Genomic DNA, 16,895 nt, shown 5'->3' on the forward strand with positions numbered 1-16,895 from the left:
GCCTGGGTGCGGGGCAGTCGCGGGATCGGTCAGCAGCAGTTCCAGTCGGCGGGTGTTGACCTGCTCGTGGTCCCAGGTCGACTCGGACAGGAAGAACTGCAGCCGCTGCACCGAGGGGTGCTGGGCCCCGACGACGGGCTCGGTGCCAGCCAGGCAGGTCAGTGTCTTGTTCCGGTCCCGCGGCAGTAGCAGTCCCGCGAGGTACTCGCGGAACCCGCGGCGCTGTGCCAACGTCGAGAGCAGGCCATCGAAGCGAGCGGCGTAGGCTTCCAGCGGGCCCGGTGCGGGCGGACACGGCAGACGGCGAGTCATCACAAGCCCCCAGGCGGCGAGGCGACGTTCCTCTGCTACCGGCCTGCTACAGCCCTGACCCGCCGTCAACAAACCACCGCTAGCGGACGCGCAGTGAACGGCGGTGCCCGTCCCGGCAGTTCAGCGGCCCCCAGAATCCGGGCTGCTGTAGCTGCCGGGCATGACCAACAGTCAACCGGCGGTGACCCTTCGTCGGTACGGTTGGGAAGGACGGATGGGTATACGAGGTATACGTGCGACACGAAACGCTCATGATCACAGTGGTCACGTAGGAGAAGAGACAGTGAGACGCGACCCCGGGCGGTGTGCAAGGCCCGGTCCCCGACACCAACTGCGAGCCCCGCCTCAACGACCGCCGCTGACCCCATACCCCGGGCCGGGGGACAGGAAGTGACGGACCTGGCCCGGCTCCAGACCAACGGCGCCGGTGCCCGCTACGGTGAACCAGCCCCGGCCTACGACTGATGACCTGGAACGCCCGTGATCTATAACGCTCAGTACCGTGCGAAGGCCGCTCCTGTGCTCGGGGTTCCCCATGGCACCCAGGGCCCGTTCGGCATTCACCGCCCCGAGGCGGCGACGGACGATCCGCCGCAGGACGAGTACGCGGCTGCTGTTCCCGCCCCACGCGACGGGCGCAGCCGGTGAGCGGAATCTGGCGGCAGGTCCTGGCCGCGTACACCACCGACCAACACGACGAGCGCGACCGCGAGCAGCTGCTCGCCCTGGGCGCCGCGGAACTCGCCCACGCCCGCAGCAGCGAGGGCAGTCCCGCAACCGCTGAGGACGTCCAGCACATCGCGCTCCAGGAGTTCGGCCTCCTGCTCGGCATCACCCAGGCCCGCACCGCGCTGCGCGAACGCCGTACCCGCCACGGGTAACCGGCACGGCGGTCGGGCGTTAGAACGGTGTGACCACGACGACGACGCGGCCCGCCCCTCCGGTCAGCGACCGCGACGCGCCGGTTCCCGCCCCGCCAGGTGAGCCGATCTTCGCGGCGCTGGCCGCGCACTGGATGGCGGCGGGGCGTGTCGTGCCCGGTCAGGTGGACCGGGAGTGGGCCATGCTGGCAGGCAACTGCCCGTGGCCCCTGCGATAGAGACCAGCGTGGTGCGGTGGTCGCCCCACGGCCCGCACCCGCTGCACCCGGCCGGCAGCCTCGGAGCCCGCCCGGCCACCGAGGCTGCCGGCCCGGCCGATCACTCTGGGCCCCTTCCCGGTCCGGCAGCCCCACCCTCATCAGGTCACGGGACGACCAGGCGATTGCGGGCCGCCGCTCCGACGCTCCGACGCCAGGCGTCTCAGGCTGCGGCCGTGGGATTCGCCGATTCGGTGGCGCGGCGGTGTTCGGCGTTGATGCGCTGGGCTTCTTCGAGCTGGTCTTCGAGGATGACGATGCGGCAGGCGGCCTCGATGGGGGTCCCGTTGTCGACGAGTTCCCGGGCGCGGGCGGCGATGCGCAGCTGGTAGCGGGAGTAGCGGCGGTGGCCGCCAGCGGAACGGAGCGGGGTAATGAGGCGGGCTTCGCCAATCGCGCGGAGGAAGCCCTGGGTGGTACCGAGCATCTCGGCGGCCCGGCCCATCGTGTAGGCGGGGTAGTCATCGTCATCGAGACGGCCGAACGAGTCGTCTGCTGTCACTTGCACCTCTCATGGAACGCGTGGAGGGGCCCGGGTGCCACATGGCACCCGGGCCCCGAAGGAACTGCTACACCATCTGCCGACCCTGCTATTGCGCCGGCCTTCTTGTTCCGCACCAGCTCACGGGGGATGAGAGCGTGTGCGGGGATCGCGGTTGCTTGACCGGAGACCACCTCACTATCGATGTCCTGCGGTACCCGGGCTCAAGACTTCCGCCCGGGCGATCCTGATGGCGCTCAACTCCTCCGTTCTTCCCTCTTGATCAACTACTGCTGGTGATGCGAACTGATGGTGACCTGAACAAGCGCCACTCTCCGGCAGCCAGCCCCGTCGCCCGTCCTGCAACAACCCTGGCTTAGAACCCCACTGCCGAACCTCCCGGCACGCGCGTCCGCAGCCGACGCCTTTACCGAGGAACCACTGACAACCGCACTGCTGGTCCTGCAAACTGCACATTCGGGTACTGCCACCGCGTTCACCGCGGCCCTGCTCACGACGGCCCCTGAACCTGCGGGCCACCCGGTCCGGTCGTCAGTCCCGTCGCCGTCCTGCAACAACCCTGGCTTCGAAACTCCACCACCGCACCGTCCTGCGCACTGCAACTGCGTGTACTACTGCCCGCCAGTTCGTCTCTGCCGGGCCTTGCTGATCTCGGCTACGAGAGAAACCATAACCACGCCGCCACCCAATGTCTACTCCGACTGACATAGATTTCCGTGTGCTCGACGGCGAGGTAATCGGGCCTTGCCGGGTTACTGACTTCGGCTCGTCAGGGTGGACTCTCTCGAAGTTCCTGATTGGTGGCGTGCGGTGGCTGTACTGGTGGTGTGTGAGATATGCGGATGGGGCGGGCTGACCGCTGCGGGACGGATGCGCCGGGAGACTCTGCGGATACACGCAGCCGAGCTGTTCGAGCAGAGGATTAAGCCGCAGGAAGTGGCCCGGCGTCTGCGGGTGAGCCCGAAGTCGGCCTACCGGTGGCACCAGTTGTGGCGCGATGGCGGTGTGCAGGCTCTGTCCTCTCGCGGCCCGAGCGGGTCGGGGTGCCGTCTGTCGCCGCGCTGCCCGGCGAAACTCGCCGCGTACCTGGACCAGGGCCCGGCCGCACACGGCTGGGTCGAGGACCAGGTGTGGACGCGGCGCGGGTGGCCACGCTGATCGGGCGGAAGTTCGCTGTTTCCTACAGCGTGTCCGGGGCGACGAGGCTGATGCACCGGCTCGGCTTCAGCCCGCAGGTGCCCGCGCGTCGGGTGGCCGAGCGGGACGGGCAGGCCGTTACCGCGTGGAAGGAGGCGACCTGGGCGGAGGTAAATGAGCACGGGCGGCCTGCGGGGGTTACATCTGCTTCGAGGACGAGGCAGGCTTCACCCGCCGTCCGCCCAGAGGACGCACCTGGGGCAGGCGAGGCCGCACTCCGGTCGCGACGGTCAGTCGGCCGCCGCTCGGGACGACTGTCGGTGGCCGGGATGATCGCTATGCGTCCCGGCTCCCGCACCCGGCTGTGCCACCGTCTGTTCACCCACCCAGCGGGCAGAGGCAAGCGCCGCAGCATGGGCGAGCGCGGCTTCATCGCACTGATCGACAGTGTCCACCAGCTGGTCAAGGCACCGATCGTGCTGGTCTGGGACCGCCTGAACACCCACGTCTCCCATGCCATGCGCGAGTTGATCGCCGAGCGTGCATGGCTGACGGTGTTCCTCCTGCCCGCCTACTCGCTCGACCTCAACCCTGTGGAGTGGGTCTGGGCACACGTCAAGCACGGGCCTTGACCCAAGGCCGGGTAGTTAGCGTTTTCGCAGGTCACGCAAGCCAGTTGAAGGATTTCCGACGCAGAACAGCGGAGCTCGTTGGTACAGGCAGTCGTCCAAGACAGCTTGAAACTTGAGGAGCCCCGTTGTCGTTGCATCATGTCCTGCCGACGGCCCCGGTGATGGCCATCACTCGTACGGTCACAGTGGCCGCGGGCCGGTTCGCGCCCGGGCATCTGGGCGAGTTGACGGCCGTGGTGCCGTTCGAGCTGGTCGACGCGGTCCTGGAGGAAACGCGGTCGGTGCAGCGGCGACTGCGCGATCTTCCTTCGCGGGTCGGGATCTACTTCCTGCTCGCGATGTGTCTGTTCCCTGAAGTCGGCTACCGGCTGGTCTGGGACAAGCTGACGGCCGGGCTGGCCGAAGTGCCGGTGACTTCCCCGACGCCGAAGGCCCTGCGTGATCTGCGCCGACGACTGGGCAGTGCGCCGGTGCGGGCGCTATTCGAGGTTCTCGCGGGGCCTCTGGCCCGGTCGACGACACCCGGTGTGCGGTTCGGGCCGTACCGGACTGTGTCATTCGACGGCTGCAGTTCCCAGAAGGTCCCCTACTCCGGGCGAAACAGGGCCTGGCTGGGTCGGATTCGGCGACATCACCATAGAGACCATGTATCGACAGCTCTCCAGATGGGCCGAGACCGGCCTCATCCATAAACTCGGCCCCGGTCTCTACGCAGCCACAGCATGGACCCCAACACCCCTTGCGTGACCTGCGAAAACGTTAACTACCCGGCCTTGAGTCAAGGCCCAACCTTGTCGTGTACCAGATCAACTCTGGGCGTAGAAGGGCACACGGCCTTAGGGCCACGTGCGGATTTCGGGCCGCCAAGTCGTCCTGGAACAGGCAGCGTCCGCCGGATTCGATCCGTCCGTACCTGTCCATGCGCCACTTCTGCCGAGGGCTGTGAGTGCATGCCGACAGGGTGGCCCGTCGCGCGACAGCTGTCAGACAGAGCCGAGCGGAATGTGATGCGATGGTTCCGGCCTGGAAACGCCAGGACTGGTCGGACTTGTCGTCGCAGTCGAGGGTGTTCGCTTCTACGGCTTTATGGGAGCCGGACGGGTTCCCCGTCGAGCTAAGGCAGCGCTCGTGTCGCCCTGCTCGATTCGCCAGGGCCATCGCCGACACGATCTGACCGGGCTTCGCGGCCCGGGGCTTGAGGGAGTACTCGCGGCGTACCCACTCCTGGTAGTTCCGGCTAATGTGGCGGGTCGGACACGGACGGGATTCGCAGCCCGCACCTCTGCGATAGGACTGGAAGACCGCCTCCTTCTGTCGGGCCCGGATCGGGGCGAGATTTTCGTGAAGACGGGACATGTCGTAACCGAGGTAGCCCCGCACCTCAGTCGTGGTCCCACCCGGCAAGCCGAACGCGACACGCCGGAAGTATCGGCCGGCCACTCCGTGGTCGCTGTTGTCGGCCCCCGGCGTATACGTGTGCCCGAAGGTCGCGTTGTCGTAGTCCAGAGTGAGGATCCGCTTGATCCCCTCCCGCTCGGCGAGAACGGTGAGTGAGTCGACGAGTTGCTGCTCCGTGTAGCTCGCCGTGCGGTCCACCGCCTGGAGGGTGCGGATCTTGCCCCGGAAGAGTTTCAGCAGACTCTGATGGGAGTACGCCGCGGTTCCACTGCCGTCCGGAGCGCCGTCGGGGAGCCGGAGGAAGGAGAGCCGTACGCTGATCTTCCCCATCAGAACGTAGGAAGCGATGGTGCGGCCACGCACACGGAGGTCATTCCTCGTCCAGCGGTCCGGGACACCCGCCATCTCAGCGTACGCCGCCCGCACGCCTTCTTCCCTGCTCTGCACGTAGTCGCCCCCGGTGTACCGGCGGCCGGCGTCCCCGGCGGTCAGGTAGACCGTGCTGAACGCGCACCGAGGGCCCATGGCTTGCTGGATCTCCGGATTGATAAACAGCAGATCGTCGTCCTCATGCGCCACCCCCACCATCGTGCGCTCACAGACGCGAGCGCTGCCCCGGCTCCCCGAGCGGTCGAGCAGTGCCACGGCCCTGCCGTCGGACACCCCCACCGAGCAGTAGAGGAGCAGAAGGAGGAGAGCACTCGTCGCCCACGGCGCACCCCAGCGCAACAGACCCGAACGGCTCACGGTGTTCTTCGCACGTGACACGCGCATCCTGGCCCTCCGTTGCCTCGCCTGCCGGCACTCCACCGCGGTCACCCACACCACACGCGCTCGATGATCTACATCGGTTCCCCTACCGACCAACCCGCAGGGCCGGGCCATCACCCGCCCGCGCGGAAAATGCGCCGTTCGCCGGTATTGAGGCTAGCCTCGGCTGTGATGGTGTCCGCGGGGCTGATGCACCGTGGATGACACCGAGCTCGAAGCGCCGAAGGTGTTCGCCGCGGGCCCGTGCGAGGACACCGTCGTCCGCTACACGCCGGCCGTCTGACCTGTCCACCGGCGGGAGCACCGAGCAGGTCGGGCCCGCTCTCGGGTCTCTGCCTGTCAGCTCCGGGGGCGGCACTCCTTGATTCTGCCTCCGGGGGCACTGTCGCGGTGGGCGTTGTTCAGTGGAATCCGCACGGGAAACGCGGTAGGCGTCTGCGCGTCCGTGACGGTTTCCGGACCCGACGCCCAGGAGAGGAAGTGGAGGAGCACGTCATGCCGGCTGGATCCAGCAAGAAGCGTGAGCGGCAGTACGAGCACATCAAGGAGAGCCAGGAAGAACAGGGCGCCTCGAAGGGCCGCGCGAAAGAGGTCGCGGCCCGGACCGTCAACAAGCAACGCGCCCGGTCCGGCGAGTCGAGGACGGCGAGCAGGACATCGACGCAGGACAAGAAGTCCGCCTACGAACGCGGCGGCGAACGCTCTCACAAGGGCGCGCAGGGCCCTACGAGGGACCAGCTCTACGCGGAGGCCAGGATGAAGAACATCGAAGGGCGTTCCTCCATGAACAAGGAACAGCTCCGCACTGCCCTCGGACGCTGACGCCCACCGGCGGTCCGGGACCGGCCGCCCGCACGACGGAGGAAACAGGACATGCCCCGCAGACGCACACAGTGGATGGCGTGCGGGCGGGCCTGGGACGCGGTGGCCATCACCCCGATGTCCACCGGCCTCGACGCCCTGGCCGCGATGCGGCTGGGACACGCAGCGGCTATCCCGTCCTCGCCGACCACCTCCGCGACCACCTGTACGTCCTCGTGCCGCCCGGCACGGGTGCAGCAGCCACCGGTCTTCCCGGAGTGCGCGTGCTCTCCACCGGCCACCAGCTCCTGGTGCCCTTCACCCAGCACGGCAGCCCGACCGCGCACTGGATCAGCCCCCCGCGAGGCCACGGCCCCGCTTGTGCGCGCCGACCGGCTCACCCACCACCTGCGCACCCTGACCTGCCCCGAACACCAGAAGGCGAACGCCTCATGATGAGCAGCCACCACGTCCTGTACGACCCACAGGGCCGCCTCGCACACGAAGGGCGTCCCATCTCTCCGCGTAACCGGGGAACCACCCACGGTGCGGGGCCGACTACCCAAGGGGGGCACGCCTCGCCGCCCGGACGGTCCGGGGCCGCCCCGGCTTAGGAACGACCCCGGAGCCGGCTTGCGTCAGGCGGCCTGCATGACGGCCTCCGCCTCTTCGCGCTCCAGTTGCGCGGTCATCGCGGTACGCGCACGGGCCACTCGGGAACGGACTGTGCCGACCGGGCAGTCCGCCTCACGGGCGGCCTCCGCGTAGGAGAGTCCGAGCAACTGGGTGAGGACGAACGCCTGCCGACGGTCGTAGGGAAGCGCGGCGAGGAGTTCTTGGAGCGCCACGCCTTCCTCGAAGCCGGGCAGTCCCGTCGGCTGGGCACGCTCGATGGTCGCGCGCCAGTCGTGGGTGTCGGCGAGCAGAGGGCGCGCGGCGGCCCTGCGGAAGTCGTCGATGACGGCGCGTCGGGCGATGGTGAGAAGCCAGGTGCGGGCCGAGGAGCGCCCCTCGAAGCGGTGCAGTGTGCGCAGCGCGCGCAGGAACGTGTCCTGCGCGAGGTCCTCGGCGGCCTGCGGATCGGCGGACAAGTGGGCCACGAACCGCACGACATCGCGGTGCAGGGCCCGTACGAAGGCGTCGGCGGCTTCGCGGTCGCCGGCGCGAGCGGCGAGCGCCCAGCCGGTCGAGGCGGTGTCCTCGGCCGTCCTGTTGCGCGGGACGGAGGCAGGCTGTGGCCCGCGCGGGGCGGGCAGGGTGGTGTTCATCGCCAGGTGTGTCCTTCACGGATCGGTCCGGCACCCGGGCGTCCGTTCACGGCACGGGGGCGCGCCGGGGCTACGGCGGGCGCGGCGGCGTGCGGGACGGGACCGGGTTTCCGGGGAATGGGGCACCCGGGCTCCTTCGGAGCCGGGTGTGCCGGAGGACTCCCACTGCGTGCGGGTACGGCAACGGGCCGGTCGGCGACCGGTCGTGTGCCAGGGGTGTACGTCCTCCGGAATGCCTGCCGCGTCCTCAGGACGCGGCTAGCACCCCGGGTGGCCCGCGCCGGTCCGTCGCTCGGGCGCATCGCAGGCCCGGCGACAGCCGGTCGCTCAGGCCCCGGTGAGGGCGCAGGCGGCGGCGCGGGGCCGGCAACGGCGCTGCTGTGAGGAGGGGGTGGAAGGGGGCCAGCAGCCAGCCTGCGACCGCGCGCAGGGTCTGGAAGGCGGCGCGTTCACCGCGGGCCATCCATACGCCGCAGACGAGTGCGGCGAGGACGTGCGCGGCGAGCATCCCGGACGAGGACATCCCGGCCATGTCGTGGCCCGTGTGGGCCATCGAGCTCATATGGCCCATGTGGTCCATGGCGGCGGAGTGATCCATGCCGGTCATCGCGTCGCTCGTGGCCGAGTGACCCATGTGCTGCATGCCCGCCGTGGCGTCCGTCGGCGGCGCGGCAGCTCCGGCGACGGGCCGGGTGGCTGCACCCGTGACGGTTCCGGGGGCGGACTGGGCGGCCGAGAAGGCGCTGTGCAGCACAGTCTGGGTCGCGACGGCGAGGCCCGTGACGAGCCACGGACCACGCTCGCGGGCTGCGAACCACCAGCCGGGGACCGCGAGCGCGAGGAAGCCGGTGGCGGGCACCCAGAAGGGAAGCGGGGCTTCGGACATGAGGACGTGTCCGGTCGCGGCGAGCGTGACCGAGACGACGGCGAACATCGCCGCCCTCACCGCGCGTCCGACCGGTCCCGCTTCCATGGCGCCTCATCCTCCCATCGCGGGATGGCAAGCAACATGGCAGGGTTTCCGGCTTGCCGCCCATGTCGGACAAGTTGATGCGACAGCAGGGTTCCGGCATATGCGGTCGGAGAGGGTGGCGGTGCGGTGCATGGCGCTACGGGCGTGGCAGGCGGTCGGTCTGCGCGCCCGGCCGCACGACTACGGCCCGGATCCTCAAGGGTTTTCCATGCGCGAAGCTGAGCGTGAAGGAGACCTCTTCGCCGGGCCGCAACGTTCCCTTCGGCCGTACCGTCACGTCGATTCCGTGCGGGGTCATGGTGAGCCCGTCCCCCGCCGGGACCGTGACGGCGCCCACCGGCTGTCGGTAGGCGCCCCCGGAGGACGTCATGTGGTGTTCGCTCAGCCTGGGCGGTGCGACCGTATCGGTCGAGGCGACGTGCACGAGCCGGTCCGCGGAGCCCCCGTCGTTCGTGAGGGTGAAGAAGGCCGCGGTCTCGGGCGTCGGGCCCGTGGGCTGGTAGACGTACGCGTTCGTGACGGCCACGTGAGGTGGGCTGCCGGCATGCCCGTTCGCCGTCCAGGCGCCCAGACCGGCGAGGGCCATGCCGCAGGCGAGGACGGGAACGCCGACGGCGGTGAACGATGTGCGCAGGCGTGCGGAGAGAACGGGCATCAGAAGGCCGCCCGCGAGGTAGTGGGTCGGCGCCGCGCGGCTGCTGCCGGAGCCGGTTGCCAGTGGCGCAGCCGGAGGCTGCCGAGGACTACGAGGACCGAGCTGAGGGACATCGCGGCGGCGGCGAGCATCGGGTTGAGAAGGCCCACCATGGCGAGTGGCAGGGTGACGGCGTTGTAGCCGAAGGCCCACAGCAGGTTGCCGCGGATGGTGACGAGAGTGCGGCGGGCGAGGCGTACGGCGTCGGCTAGGGCTTCGATATCGTCGCGGACGAGGGTGACATCGGCGGCGCCGATGGCGACGTCCGTGCCGGTGCCCATGGCGATGCCGAGGTCGGCCCCGGCGAGTGCGGCCGCGTCGTTGACGCCGTCACCGACGACCGCGACCCTCTTCCCTTCGGCGCGCAGCGTGCGGACGAGCTCCGCTTTGCGCTCGGGGGTGCAACGGGCGTACGTCTCGTCGATGCCGAGCGCGCTGGCGACGGCTCGCGCGGGTTCCTCCTGGTCGCCGGTGGCGAGGACGGGGTGCAGGCCGAGGCGGCGGAGCCGGTCCACGGCGTGGTAGCTGCCGGGGCGTACGACGTCGCCGAGTGCGAGGACCGCCTCGGGCCGCCCGTCGACACGGACCAGGACTGGGGTGTGGGCGGCCTGCAGGGCGGCGGCGAGGGCCGTGCCCAGTTCCTCGGGCAGTTCGCCGTCGGGGGCACCGACCTCGACGAGCCGCCCGTCCACGTGTCCGCGCACACCGTTGCCGGGTGTCGCGGCGAAGCCGCTGAGCGCGCCCGGCCGTACGGCGTCTTTCCCGAGGGAACGTTCGGCGTGGCGTACGAGGGCCCGGCCGAGTGGGTGTTCGGAGCCGGTCTCGACTGTTGCCGCGAGCCGCAGTACCTCGCTCGCGCCGGGGCCTTCCGTACGTGTGGTCAGGGTGGCGACGGTGAGGTGTCCGGAGGTGAGGGTGCCTGTTTTGTCGAGTACGACGGTGTCGATCTGCTGGAGGGCTTCGAGGGCTTGGGGTCCCTTGATCAGGATGCCCAGCTGGGCGCCTCGTCCGGTGGCCGCCATGAGGGCGGTGGGGGTCGCGAGCCCGAGTGCGCAGGGGCAGGCGACGACAAGGACGGCGACGCACGCGGTGAAGGCCGCCTGTAGATCCGCGTCCGCGCCGAGCCAGAAGCCGAGCGCGGTGACGGCGAGGGCGAGCACGACGGGCACGAAGCCCCCGGCCACGGTGTCGGCGAGCCGCTGGGCGCGGGCCTTCCCTGCCTGTGCCTCGGTGACGAGGGCCGTGATGCGGGCGAGCTGGGTGTCGGCGCCGACGGCTGTCGCACGGACGAGCAGGAGCCCGCCCGCGTTGACCGAGCCGCCCGTGACGGCGGAGCCGACCGCGACCTCCACGGGCCGGGTCTCACCGGTCACCAGAGACAGATCCACGGCGGACGTGCCCTCGACGACCTCGCCGTCCGTCGCGACGCGCTCCCCGGGCCGTACGAGGAAGACCTGACCGGCCACGAGGAGCGCGGCCGGAATGGTGCGTTCGACGGCTCCGTCCCGCACCGTCACTTCCTTCACGCCGAGCTCGGCGAGTGCCCGCAGGGCGGCCGAGGTGCCCCGCCGGGCACGGGCCTCCAGGTGGCGGCCGAGGAGGACGAAGAGCGGGACACCGACCGCCGCTTCGAGGTAGACGTGCGCTGTCCCGTCCGACGCCGTGGGCAGCAGGGTGAAGGGCATCCGCATCCCGGGGGCGCCGGCGCCCCCGAGGAAGAGCGCGTACGAGGACCAGCCGAAAGAGGCGAGGACGCCGAGCGAGACGAGCGTGTCCATCGTCGCCGCACCGTGCCGCACCCCGCGCCAGGCCCGCTCGTGGAAGGGCCACGCGCCCCAGGCCGCGACGGGCGCGGCGAGGACGAAGCACAGCCACTGCCAGTTGCGGAACTGGAGCGAGGGCACCATCGACAGGACAAGAACGGGAAGGGCGAGGAGAGCGGTCACCAGGAGCCGCTGCGGTACACCGGGTTCGGTCACAGTGGCCTCGCGGTCCTCGCCGGACGCGGGCGGCTCCGGGAGACGGGCCGTGTACCCGCCTCGTTCGACGGCGGCGACGAGCGCAGCCGTGCCGAGGTCTGCCGGATGCTCGACATGGGCGGTACCGGTCGCGAGATTGACGGTGGCGCGCACGCCTTCCAGGGCGCCGAGCTTCTTCTCGACCCTGCGCACGCAGGCGGCGCACGTCATGCCGCCGACAATCAGATCGGTCGTGGCCAGGGTGCGCGGGGCTGTTTCCCGGCTCATCAGTGGTCCATCCCGCTCATGCCGCCCATGTCGTGCGAGCCCGGTTCGTCGTCCGGGTGCGTGACTCCACGCATGTCGGGGGCGACGGGCCCTGCGAGGTGCCCCACCGCGTACGAGGCGGCGAAGAGCGCGGCGAGCAGGAGCAGGAAACCCCCGAGCAGTGCGTACGGGGCGGGGGCGGAACGCCGTTGGGTGTGAGTCGTCACCGAGTGGTCCATGAGGCAGGCTCCGGGCGAGAGTGCGAGTCGTACGCACCAGAGGTCGGCTGCCCCAAGCCGCGAGTTCCCCCGGCCCCGGGTGGTGTGCGTCACATATCGGACGCGTGTCACGCGTGCCCCGGAAGCGTCACGGTTCCGGGGCACGCCTGACGAGATCGAGGGTGGGTAGTCGCCGTCGAGCCCGACGGCTCACACCATGACGACGAGCATCACCGCCATGCCCAGCGCCATCAGCCCGTGACAGCCCACGTCCCAAGCGGCGTGTACCGCACCGCCCGAGACCGCGCCGCCCGTTGTGCGCGGTGCGAGGCGGCCCGCGTCGAAGCCGGTCGCGAGCCACCACAATGCGAGCGCCAGCAGGACGAGCGCGAGCAGGCCCGCGCTCCACCGGTCGCCGGTGCCGCTGAGCGTCATCGTCGCGAGCGCTCCCGGGGCCGACATGTCCATCCCTGGCATGTCGTGCGCCTGCCCTCCGCTCGTCGCCCCCATGGACATGCCCGACGACATCGCGGCGACCATCCACGCCATCGCGCCGGTCATCACGGCGTGCGGCAGCATGCCGGCGAGGGCTCGCAGCCGGGGCTCGGGACCGCTCGGCAGAGCGAGGGCAACGAGCACGAACCAGACCGCGACGGCGGAGAAGAAGACCACCTGCGGCGTGCCCGGCAGGTCCATGCCCCAGGACCAGGCCATCGCGAACATGGCGAGGGCCATCACCGCGTGCAGCCCGTCCGCGAGCCGTGCGGTCCACGGGTGGGAACGGGCCGCGAAGGCGCGCCACAGACCGTAGGCGGCGAGTGCGCAGAAGAGCAGCGTCAGTATCCAGCGCAGCCCGGTGGCGGCGATCATCGGGCCATCTCCTTCGGCGTCTCGGCCGGCGTTTCCGTGCGCGAACGCCGATGTCGGCGTGCTTGCGCGAGTGCCAGGTCCCCGAGCAGGAAGCAGACCAGGGGCAGCCCGAAAAGCGGCAGGTAGTAGGCGAGTACAGCGACCACGACGACGAGTGGCGCCATGACCCTGCCCGGCACCCGGCGCCAGGCTCCCCGCGCCGGCGGACGTCCGAGCTGCTTCCCGCCTCCTCGGGTGGGCCTGCGCAGCCACCACATGCGGTAGCCCCAGAAGAGCATCCCGATGAGCGCGAGGGCGATGAGCGCGAGGACGATCTGGTTGGCGAGGCCGAAGAGCAGACCCATGTGGGCGTCGATGCCCCAGCGCGTGAGCTTGGCGGGGACGGGGAAGTCGTCGAAGACCACCTTGTCCGTGACCTTGCCGGTGGCCGGGTCGATCGCGACCGAGTCCTGCTGCTCCGGCCAGTGCCGCGTGCTCCTTGACGATGTACGCGCTCTTGTTGTCCGCGGGCGGGCTGATGACGAGCTTGCCGCGCAGCCCCTCGGAGCGGGCGATCCGGACTGCCTCGTCGAAGTCGACGTTCGCGGCGGAGGAACCGGCAGAGGACTGACCCGAGTCCGCCCCCGCCGAGCCGCTGCCCTGCGAGCCGGGACCGAGGGCCGAGGAAACGGAGGGCGACGCACCGCCCAGCGAGTCCTGGATCTTGCCGATGTTCACGCCCGCGTGCGCCGACCAGGTCAGCCCGGTCGCCGAGAGCGCGAGAAATCCGACCGACACCCACAACCCCACGGCCCCGTGCCAGGACAGCGTGCGCTTGCGTCCCTTCGGGCCCCGGCGCGGCACGAACCACTTGCGCAGCCGCTCCCGGCCGCGCGCCGCCCCCAACCACAGGGCCAGCCCGCCCATCACCTCGACCCACAGCCAGCTCGCGGCGATCTCGCTGTAGTTGCGGCCGAATTCGCCGAGGTGCAGCGTGCGGTGCAGGCTGTCGAACCAGGACCGCACAGGCAGCCATTCACCGAACGTGCGCAGGGTGCCGCGTACCTTCGCGTCGTACGGATCGACGAAGGCGGTCTGCGTGTAGCCCTCGGGCAGTCCCTTGACGTCGAAGGTGACCCGGGTCGTGTCGTCGTCTCCCGCACCTTTGGTGACGGAGACGAGCTGCCCGCCGGGTATCGCCTCGCGGGCGGCGTCCACCTGCGCGGCGAGCGGCTTCGGCTCACCGCGCGGAGTGACCTTCAGCTCGTGGTGGTAGACGACGGACTCGACCTGCGGGGTCGTCGTGTAGAGCAGTCCGGTCACGGCGGCGACGAGCAGGAACGGGCCGATGAGGACGCCCGCGTAGAAGTGCAGGCGCAGCAGGAGGGGGCGCAGCCCGCTCCAGGTGCCGCCGCCGTTTCTCGGCGTGGGCGTGGCGAAGTCCTCAGGCGGGGCAGCCTCCTCGGTCTGGCGTTGCCGGAGCGGTGGTGGCGCGGCAGGCGTGGTCTCGGTCATCGACTCTTCCTCATGCGTGGACCGGTGGGGACGGTGAGGTGCACGTACAGGAGTCGGACCGGGCAGGGCGTGAGTTCCCGCAGATGCGGCGTGACGTAGGTCACAGAGGGGTGTGGGGTGGCACTGCGTGCCCGGCCGTCGCAGTCACCGCGCGTCACGCACCGATCGCCGGGAACTTCTCCGCCCGCGCCCCCGACTCCTGCAACAGCGCCTCAAAGTGCCTCACTTGATCACCGAGGAGAACTCCCATGCCGACACCCAGGCCGGCAGCCATCACCCTCGCCACCCTCCTGTGCCTCGCCGCCACCGGCTGTTCCGGAGCGGACTCCGGCTCCGGCGCGGACGGCGGGACGGCGGGCTCCGCCGACAAGGTGCCTCCCGCCGCGCGGGGTACGTACCCCGTCACTCTCAAGAACTGCGGCCGCGACCAGACGTTCGACAAGGCCCCCGGCCGGGTCGTCGTGATGAACGGGGCCTCGGTCGCCGAGGTGTCCACGCTGCTCGCCCTCGGCCAGGGCGGCCGGATCGTCTCCAACCAGCAGACCTACGGCATGTCCGAAGTCCCCGGCCGCGCCGAGGAGATCAAGGACCTGCCCACGGGAAGGGTGGAGCCGAACGATGAAGCTTCCCCTTGATCGTGGACACCCTGATCATTGGATCGTGATGATCCATAGGACAGGAGTTCCTGTTGGGGACGTCGAAGTACTCGCCTGAGTTCTGGGCCGATGCCGTCGCGCTGTACCACTCGAGCCCGGGTGGGACGTACGCGTCGGTGGCCAAGGACCTGGGCGTCAACCATGAGACGCTCCGCACGTGGGTGCGGGATGCCGAGCAGGCCGCCCGGCCCGGGGCCGTGGAGGCCACCGCGATGGAGAAGGAGAACCGGCAGCTGCGGGCGCGGGTGAAGGAACTCGAGCTCGAGCGGGAGATCCTGCGGAGGGCCGCGAAGTATTTTGCGGCGGAGACCAGTTGGTGAGCAGCCGCTTCCAGTTCGTCGAGGATCACCGTGACGCCTTCGGCGTCAAGCGGCTGTGCCGGATACTCGCGGTCTCGCGGTCCGGCTTCTACCAGTGGCTGGCTGGCGCATCCGCGCGGGCCGACCGGGCGAGGGCGGATGCCGAACTCGCCGAGCACATCAACCGGATCCATCAGGAATCGGACGGCACCTATGGGGTTCCGCGCGTCACCGCCGAGCTGAAGGAGGCCGGCAGGCCGGTCAATCACAAGCGGGTCGAGCGCGTCATGCGCAAGTTCCACATCGTCGGGCTGCACCTGCGCAAGAAGGTCCGCATCACCATTCCCGAGCCGTCGGCGACGCCGGTGCCGGACCTGCTCCAGCGGGACTTTGCTGCCCAGGTGCCGAACACCAAGTACGTGGGCGACATAACCTATCTCCCGATCGGCAACGGCCAATTTCTTTATCTGGCCACGGTGTTGGACCTGTGCTCGAAACGCCTGGCGGGCTGGTCGATCGCCGACCACATGCGGACCTCGCTGGTCACCGACGCGCTCAGGGCCGCAGTGAGGGCCCGCGACGGGGACGGTCTGCGCGGGGCGATATTTCACAGCGACAACGGGGCGCAATATGTGTCGAAGGAGTTCGCCCAGGTCTGCTCGGAGCTGGGCGTGACCAGATCGCGCGGCGCGGTCGGCACGAGTGCGGACAACGCCGCCGCGGAGAGTCTGAACGCGACCATGAAGCGCGAGACGCTGCAGGGGCGGAAGCGGTAGAACGGGGCGCGTGAGGCCCGCCTCGCGGTCTTCCGCTGGGCGACCCGCTACAACACCCGCCGACGGCACTCCCGCCTCGGCCAGATCAGCCCGATCACCTACGAGCAGCAATCAACTACGCTGGCCACCGCCGCATGACAACCGGTGTCCACGACCACGGGGAAGGCCCCGTTCACCAGCGCGTCTCCCCGGCGAAATACTTGGCGGCCTTCCGCAGGATCTCGCGTTCCTCCTCGAGCTCGCGGACCTTCTTCCGCAGAGCGGCGTTCTCCGCCTCCAGCGGTGCCGGCGGCTGGGCCGGTTCCTGCGTCCGGCGTCCCCGTGGACGGCTTGCTCCGGCAGCCCGGACCCAGTTCCGCAGGGTCTCTGGATTGATCCCCAGATCGGCTGCGACCGACCTGATCGTCGCATCGGGCCGCGACTCGTACAGCGCGACCGCGTCCACCTTGAACTGTGGCGGGTAGTTCTTCATGACCACGAGATGTCCGTTCTCAGATCCTCAGGATCCAGTGTCTCGTGTGTTCAACATCCGGGGTCAAGGCCCCAGATCGAGCTGTACTTCTCCACCCCTGGCCAAAACCGCCATCCCTAACGGCCACTTCAGCAGCCACGACGACCTCATCAGCAAGATCGAAAGCTACACCCTCGCCAAGAACGAACCCGCCAAGCCCTACCGCTGGACCTACGACGGCACGCCACTGAAGGCCGCGTGAACCCTCAAGGATGTATCC

At 69.8% G+C, this 16,895-nt stretch carries 19 protein-coding genes and 5 pseudogenes; 13 read left to right on the top strand and 11 right to left on the bottom strand.

All coding sequences use genetic code 11. The annotated features are described in order from the left end of the window. On the bottom strand, positions 1 to 231 hold a 231-nt coding region (locus NBY69_RS36495; protein WP_250306591.1), incomplete at its 3' end, for a transposase. 561 nt (positions 232 to 792) lie between these two features. Between NBY69_RS36495 and NBY69_RS36500 the strand changes: the two genes are divergently transcribed. The 3 genes from NBY69_RS36500 to NBY69_RS36510 are packed head-to-tail and all read left to right on the top strand — an operon-like array spanning position 793 to position 1,411. Then, positions 793 to 960 carry a hypothetical protein gene (locus tag NBY69_RS36500; protein ID WP_250306592.1) on the top strand — a complete coding sequence of 56 codons (168 nt, stop codon included), beginning with the start codon at positions 793 to 795 and terminating at the stop codon, positions 958 to 960. Continuing rightward, a complete protein-coding gene (locus tag NBY69_RS36505; protein ID WP_123466100.1) occupies positions 957 to 1,193 on the top strand; it encodes a hypothetical protein in 237 nt (78 codons plus the stop codon). The genes NBY69_RS36500 and NBY69_RS36505 overlap by 4 nt, the downstream gene beginning before the upstream one ends. A 29-nt stretch (positions 1,194 to 1,222) precedes the next feature. After that, a complete protein-coding gene (locus NBY69_RS36510; protein ID WP_250306593.1) occupies positions 1,223 to 1,411 on the top strand; it encodes a hypothetical protein in 189 nt (62 codons plus the stop codon). Between the two features lie 202 nt (positions 1,412 to 1,613). On the opposite strand, the gene NBY69_RS36515 is transcribed toward NBY69_RS36510, so the two are convergent. Further along, complete coding sequence (locus NBY69_RS36515; RefSeq protein ID WP_250306594.1) at positions 1,614 to 1,952, bottom strand: MerR family transcriptional regulator; 339 nt, start codon at positions 1,950 to 1,952, stop codon at positions 1,614 to 1,616. Between the two features lie 870 nt (positions 1,953 to 2,822). On the opposite strand from NBY69_RS36515, the gene NBY69_RS37780 reads away from it, so the two are divergent. The 4 genes and pseudogenes from NBY69_RS37780 to NBY69_RS36530 form a co-directional block, all read left to right on the top strand. Continuing rightward, a complete protein-coding gene (locus tag NBY69_RS37780; RefSeq protein WP_374211384.1) occupies positions 2,823 to 3,110 on the top strand; it encodes a helix-turn-helix domain-containing protein in 288 nt (95 codons plus the stop codon). Between the two features lie 29 nt (positions 3,111 to 3,139). Next, positions 3,140 to 3,187, top strand: a pseudogene (locus tag NBY69_RS37785) (hypothetical protein); the annotation flags it as partial. A gap of 231 nt (positions 3,188 to 3,418) precedes the next feature. Continuing rightward, positions 3,419 to 3,721 (top strand): transposase, encoded by a 303-nt coding sequence (locus NBY69_RS36525; RefSeq protein ID WP_250306613.1) that lies wholly within the window; start codon positions 3,419 to 3,421, stop codon positions 3,719 to 3,721. A 161-nt stretch (positions 3,722 to 3,882) separates the two neighbouring features. Continuing rightward, positions 3,883 to 4,362 (top strand): annotated as a pseudogene (locus tag NBY69_RS36530) (transposase domain-containing protein); the annotation flags it as partial. A 118-nt stretch (positions 4,363 to 4,480) separates the two neighbouring features. Here the strand turns inward: NBY69_RS36530 and NBY69_RS36535 are convergent. Beyond that, positions 4,481 to 5,764, bottom strand: coding sequence for a ricin-type beta-trefoil lectin domain protein (locus NBY69_RS36535; protein ID WP_250306595.1), 1,284 nt, complete (start codon positions 5,762 to 5,764; stop codon positions 4,481 to 4,483). A gap of 319 nt (positions 5,765 to 6,083) precedes the next feature. On the opposite strand from NBY69_RS36535, the pseudogene NBY69_RS36540 reads away from it, so the two are divergent. The 3 genes and pseudogenes from NBY69_RS36540 to NBY69_RS36550 form a co-directional block, all read left to right on the top strand. Further along, positions 6,084 to 6,173: pseudogene (locus NBY69_RS36540) on the top strand (HNH endonuclease); the annotation flags it as partial. Positions 6,174 to 6,385: 212 nt separating this feature from the next. After that, positions 6,386 to 6,712, top strand: coding sequence for a plasmid stabilization protein (locus tag NBY69_RS36545; protein ID WP_250306596.1), 327 nt, complete (start codon positions 6,386 to 6,388; stop codon positions 6,710 to 6,712). A 51-nt stretch (positions 6,713 to 6,763) separates the two neighbouring features. Then, positions 6,764 to 7,147 carry a hypothetical protein gene (locus NBY69_RS36550; protein WP_250306597.1) on the top strand — a complete coding sequence of 128 codons (384 nt, stop codon included), beginning with the start codon at positions 6,764 to 6,766 and terminating at the stop codon, positions 7,145 to 7,147. Positions 7,148 to 7,329: 182 nt separating this feature from the next. On the opposite strand, the gene NBY69_RS36555 is transcribed toward NBY69_RS36550, so the two are convergent. From NBY69_RS36555 to NBY69_RS37790, 7 genes and pseudogenes are all read right to left on the bottom strand, one after another. Continuing rightward, positions 7,330 to 7,959, bottom strand: a complete 630-nt coding sequence (locus NBY69_RS36555) for a sigma-70 family RNA polymerase sigma factor (protein WP_250306598.1) — start codon at positions 7,957 to 7,959, stop codon at positions 7,330 to 7,332. Positions 7,960 to 8,206: 247 nt separating this feature from the next. Beyond that, entirely contained in the window at positions 8,207 to 8,932 is a 726-nt protein-coding gene (locus NBY69_RS36560) for a hypothetical protein (protein ID WP_250306599.1), read from the bottom strand. 136 nt (positions 8,933 to 9,068) lie between these two features. Next, a complete protein-coding gene (locus NBY69_RS36565) occupies positions 9,069 to 9,587 on the bottom strand; it encodes a copper chaperone PCu(A)C (protein ID WP_250306600.1) in 519 nt (172 codons plus the stop codon). Beyond that, positions 9,587 to 11,872: a cation-translocating P-type ATPase gene (locus NBY69_RS36570; RefSeq protein WP_250306601.1), complete on the bottom strand. Its 2,286-nt coding sequence runs from the start codon at positions 11,870 to 11,872 to the stop codon at positions 9,587 to 9,589. The genes NBY69_RS36565 and NBY69_RS36570 overlap by 1 nt, the downstream gene beginning before the upstream one ends. After that, the gene (locus tag NBY69_RS36575) at positions 11,872 to 12,078 is read right to left on the bottom strand and encodes a hypothetical protein (RefSeq protein ID WP_374211382.1); all 207 of its coding nucleotides are present in this window, start codon (positions 12,076 to 12,078) and stop codon (positions 11,872 to 11,874) included. The genes NBY69_RS36570 and NBY69_RS36575 overlap by 1 nt, the downstream gene beginning before the upstream one ends. A 201-nt stretch (positions 12,079 to 12,279) precedes the next feature. Further along, positions 12,280 to 12,939: a DUF5134 domain-containing protein gene (locus NBY69_RS36580; RefSeq protein ID WP_284350390.1), complete on the bottom strand. Its 660-nt coding sequence runs from the start codon at positions 12,937 to 12,939 to the stop codon at positions 12,280 to 12,282. Further along, a pseudogene (locus tag NBY69_RS37790) lies at positions 12,936 to 14,433 on the bottom strand (PepSY-associated TM helix domain-containing protein). The gene NBY69_RS36580 and the pseudogene NBY69_RS37790 overlap by 4 nt, the downstream one beginning before the upstream one ends. Before the next feature lie 248 nt (positions 14,434 to 14,681). Between NBY69_RS37790 and NBY69_RS36590 the strand changes: the two are divergent. Together NBY69_RS36590 and NBY69_RS36595 are read left to right on the top strand one after the other, a co-directional pair. Beyond that, positions 14,682 to 15,068 (top strand): hypothetical protein, encoded by a 387-nt coding sequence (locus NBY69_RS36590; RefSeq protein WP_308409523.1) that lies wholly within the window; start codon positions 14,682 to 14,684, stop codon positions 15,066 to 15,068. A gap of 53 nt (positions 15,069 to 15,121) precedes the next feature. After that, positions 15,122 to 16,302: pseudogene (locus tag NBY69_RS36595) on the top strand (IS3 family transposase). 34 nt (positions 16,303 to 16,336) lie between these two features. Here NBY69_RS36595 and NBY69_RS36600 read toward each other — a convergent pair. Then, a complete protein-coding gene (locus NBY69_RS36600) occupies positions 16,337 to 16,636 on the bottom strand; it encodes a transposase (RefSeq protein WP_250306603.1) in 300 nt (99 codons plus the stop codon). A gap of 46 nt (positions 16,637 to 16,682) precedes the next feature. Between NBY69_RS36600 and NBY69_RS36605 the strand changes: the two genes are divergently transcribed. Further along, positions 16,683 to 16,877, top strand: a complete 195-nt coding sequence (locus NBY69_RS36605) for a hypothetical protein (protein WP_250306604.1) — start codon at positions 16,683 to 16,685, stop codon at positions 16,875 to 16,877. Positions 16,878 to 16,895 lie beyond the last annotated feature (18 nt).

The sequence above is a fragment of the Streptomyces sp. A 4/2 genome (assembly GCF_940670765.1).
Classification (GTDB): domain Bacteria; phylum Actinomycetota; class Actinomycetes; order Streptomycetales; family Streptomycetaceae; genus Streptomyces.

Bases quoted from the DNA above. Each gene is read 5' to 3' on its own strand.
- NBY69_RS37780 (WP_374211384.1), top strand. From the start codon at position 2,823: ATGCGCCGGGAGACTCTGCGGATACACGCAGCCGAGCTGTTCGAGCAG.
- NBY69_RS36525 (WP_250306613.1), top strand. From the start codon at position 3,419: ATGATCGCTATGCGTCCCGGCTCCCGCACCCGGCTGTGCCACCGTCTG.
- NBY69_RS36545 (WP_250306596.1), top strand. From the start codon at position 6,386: ATGCCGGCTGGATCCAGCAAGAAGCGTGAGCGGCAGTACGAGCACATC.
- NBY69_RS36550 (WP_250306597.1), top strand. From the start codon at position 6,764: ATGCCCCGCAGACGCACACAGTGGATGGCGTGCGGGCGGGCCTGGGAC.
- NBY69_RS36555 (WP_250306598.1), bottom strand. From the start codon at position 7,959: ATGAACACCACCCTGCCCGCCCCGCGCGGGCCACAGCCTGCCTCCGTC.
- NBY69_RS36560 (WP_250306599.1), bottom strand. From the start codon at position 8,932: ATGGAAGCGGGACCGGTCGGACGCGCGGTGAGGGCGGCGATGTTCGCC.
- NBY69_RS36565 (WP_250306600.1), bottom strand. From the start codon at position 9,587: ATGCCCGTTCTCTCCGCACGCCTGCGCACATCGTTCACCGCCGTCGGC.
- NBY69_RS36570 (WP_250306601.1), bottom strand. From the start codon at position 11,872: ATGAGCCGGGAAACAGCCCCGCGCACCCTGGCCACGACCGATCTGATT.
- NBY69_RS36580 (WP_284350390.1), bottom strand. From the start codon at position 12,939: ATGATCGCCGCCACCGGGCTGCGCTGGATACTGACGCTGCTCTTCTGC.
- NBY69_RS36590 (WP_308409523.1), top strand. From the start codon at position 14,682: ATGCCGACACCCAGGCCGGCAGCCATCACCCTCGCCACCCTCCTGTGC.
- NBY69_RS36600 (WP_250306603.1), bottom strand. From the start codon at position 16,636: ATGAAGAACTACCCGCCACAGTTCAAGGTGGACGCGGTCGCGCTGTAC.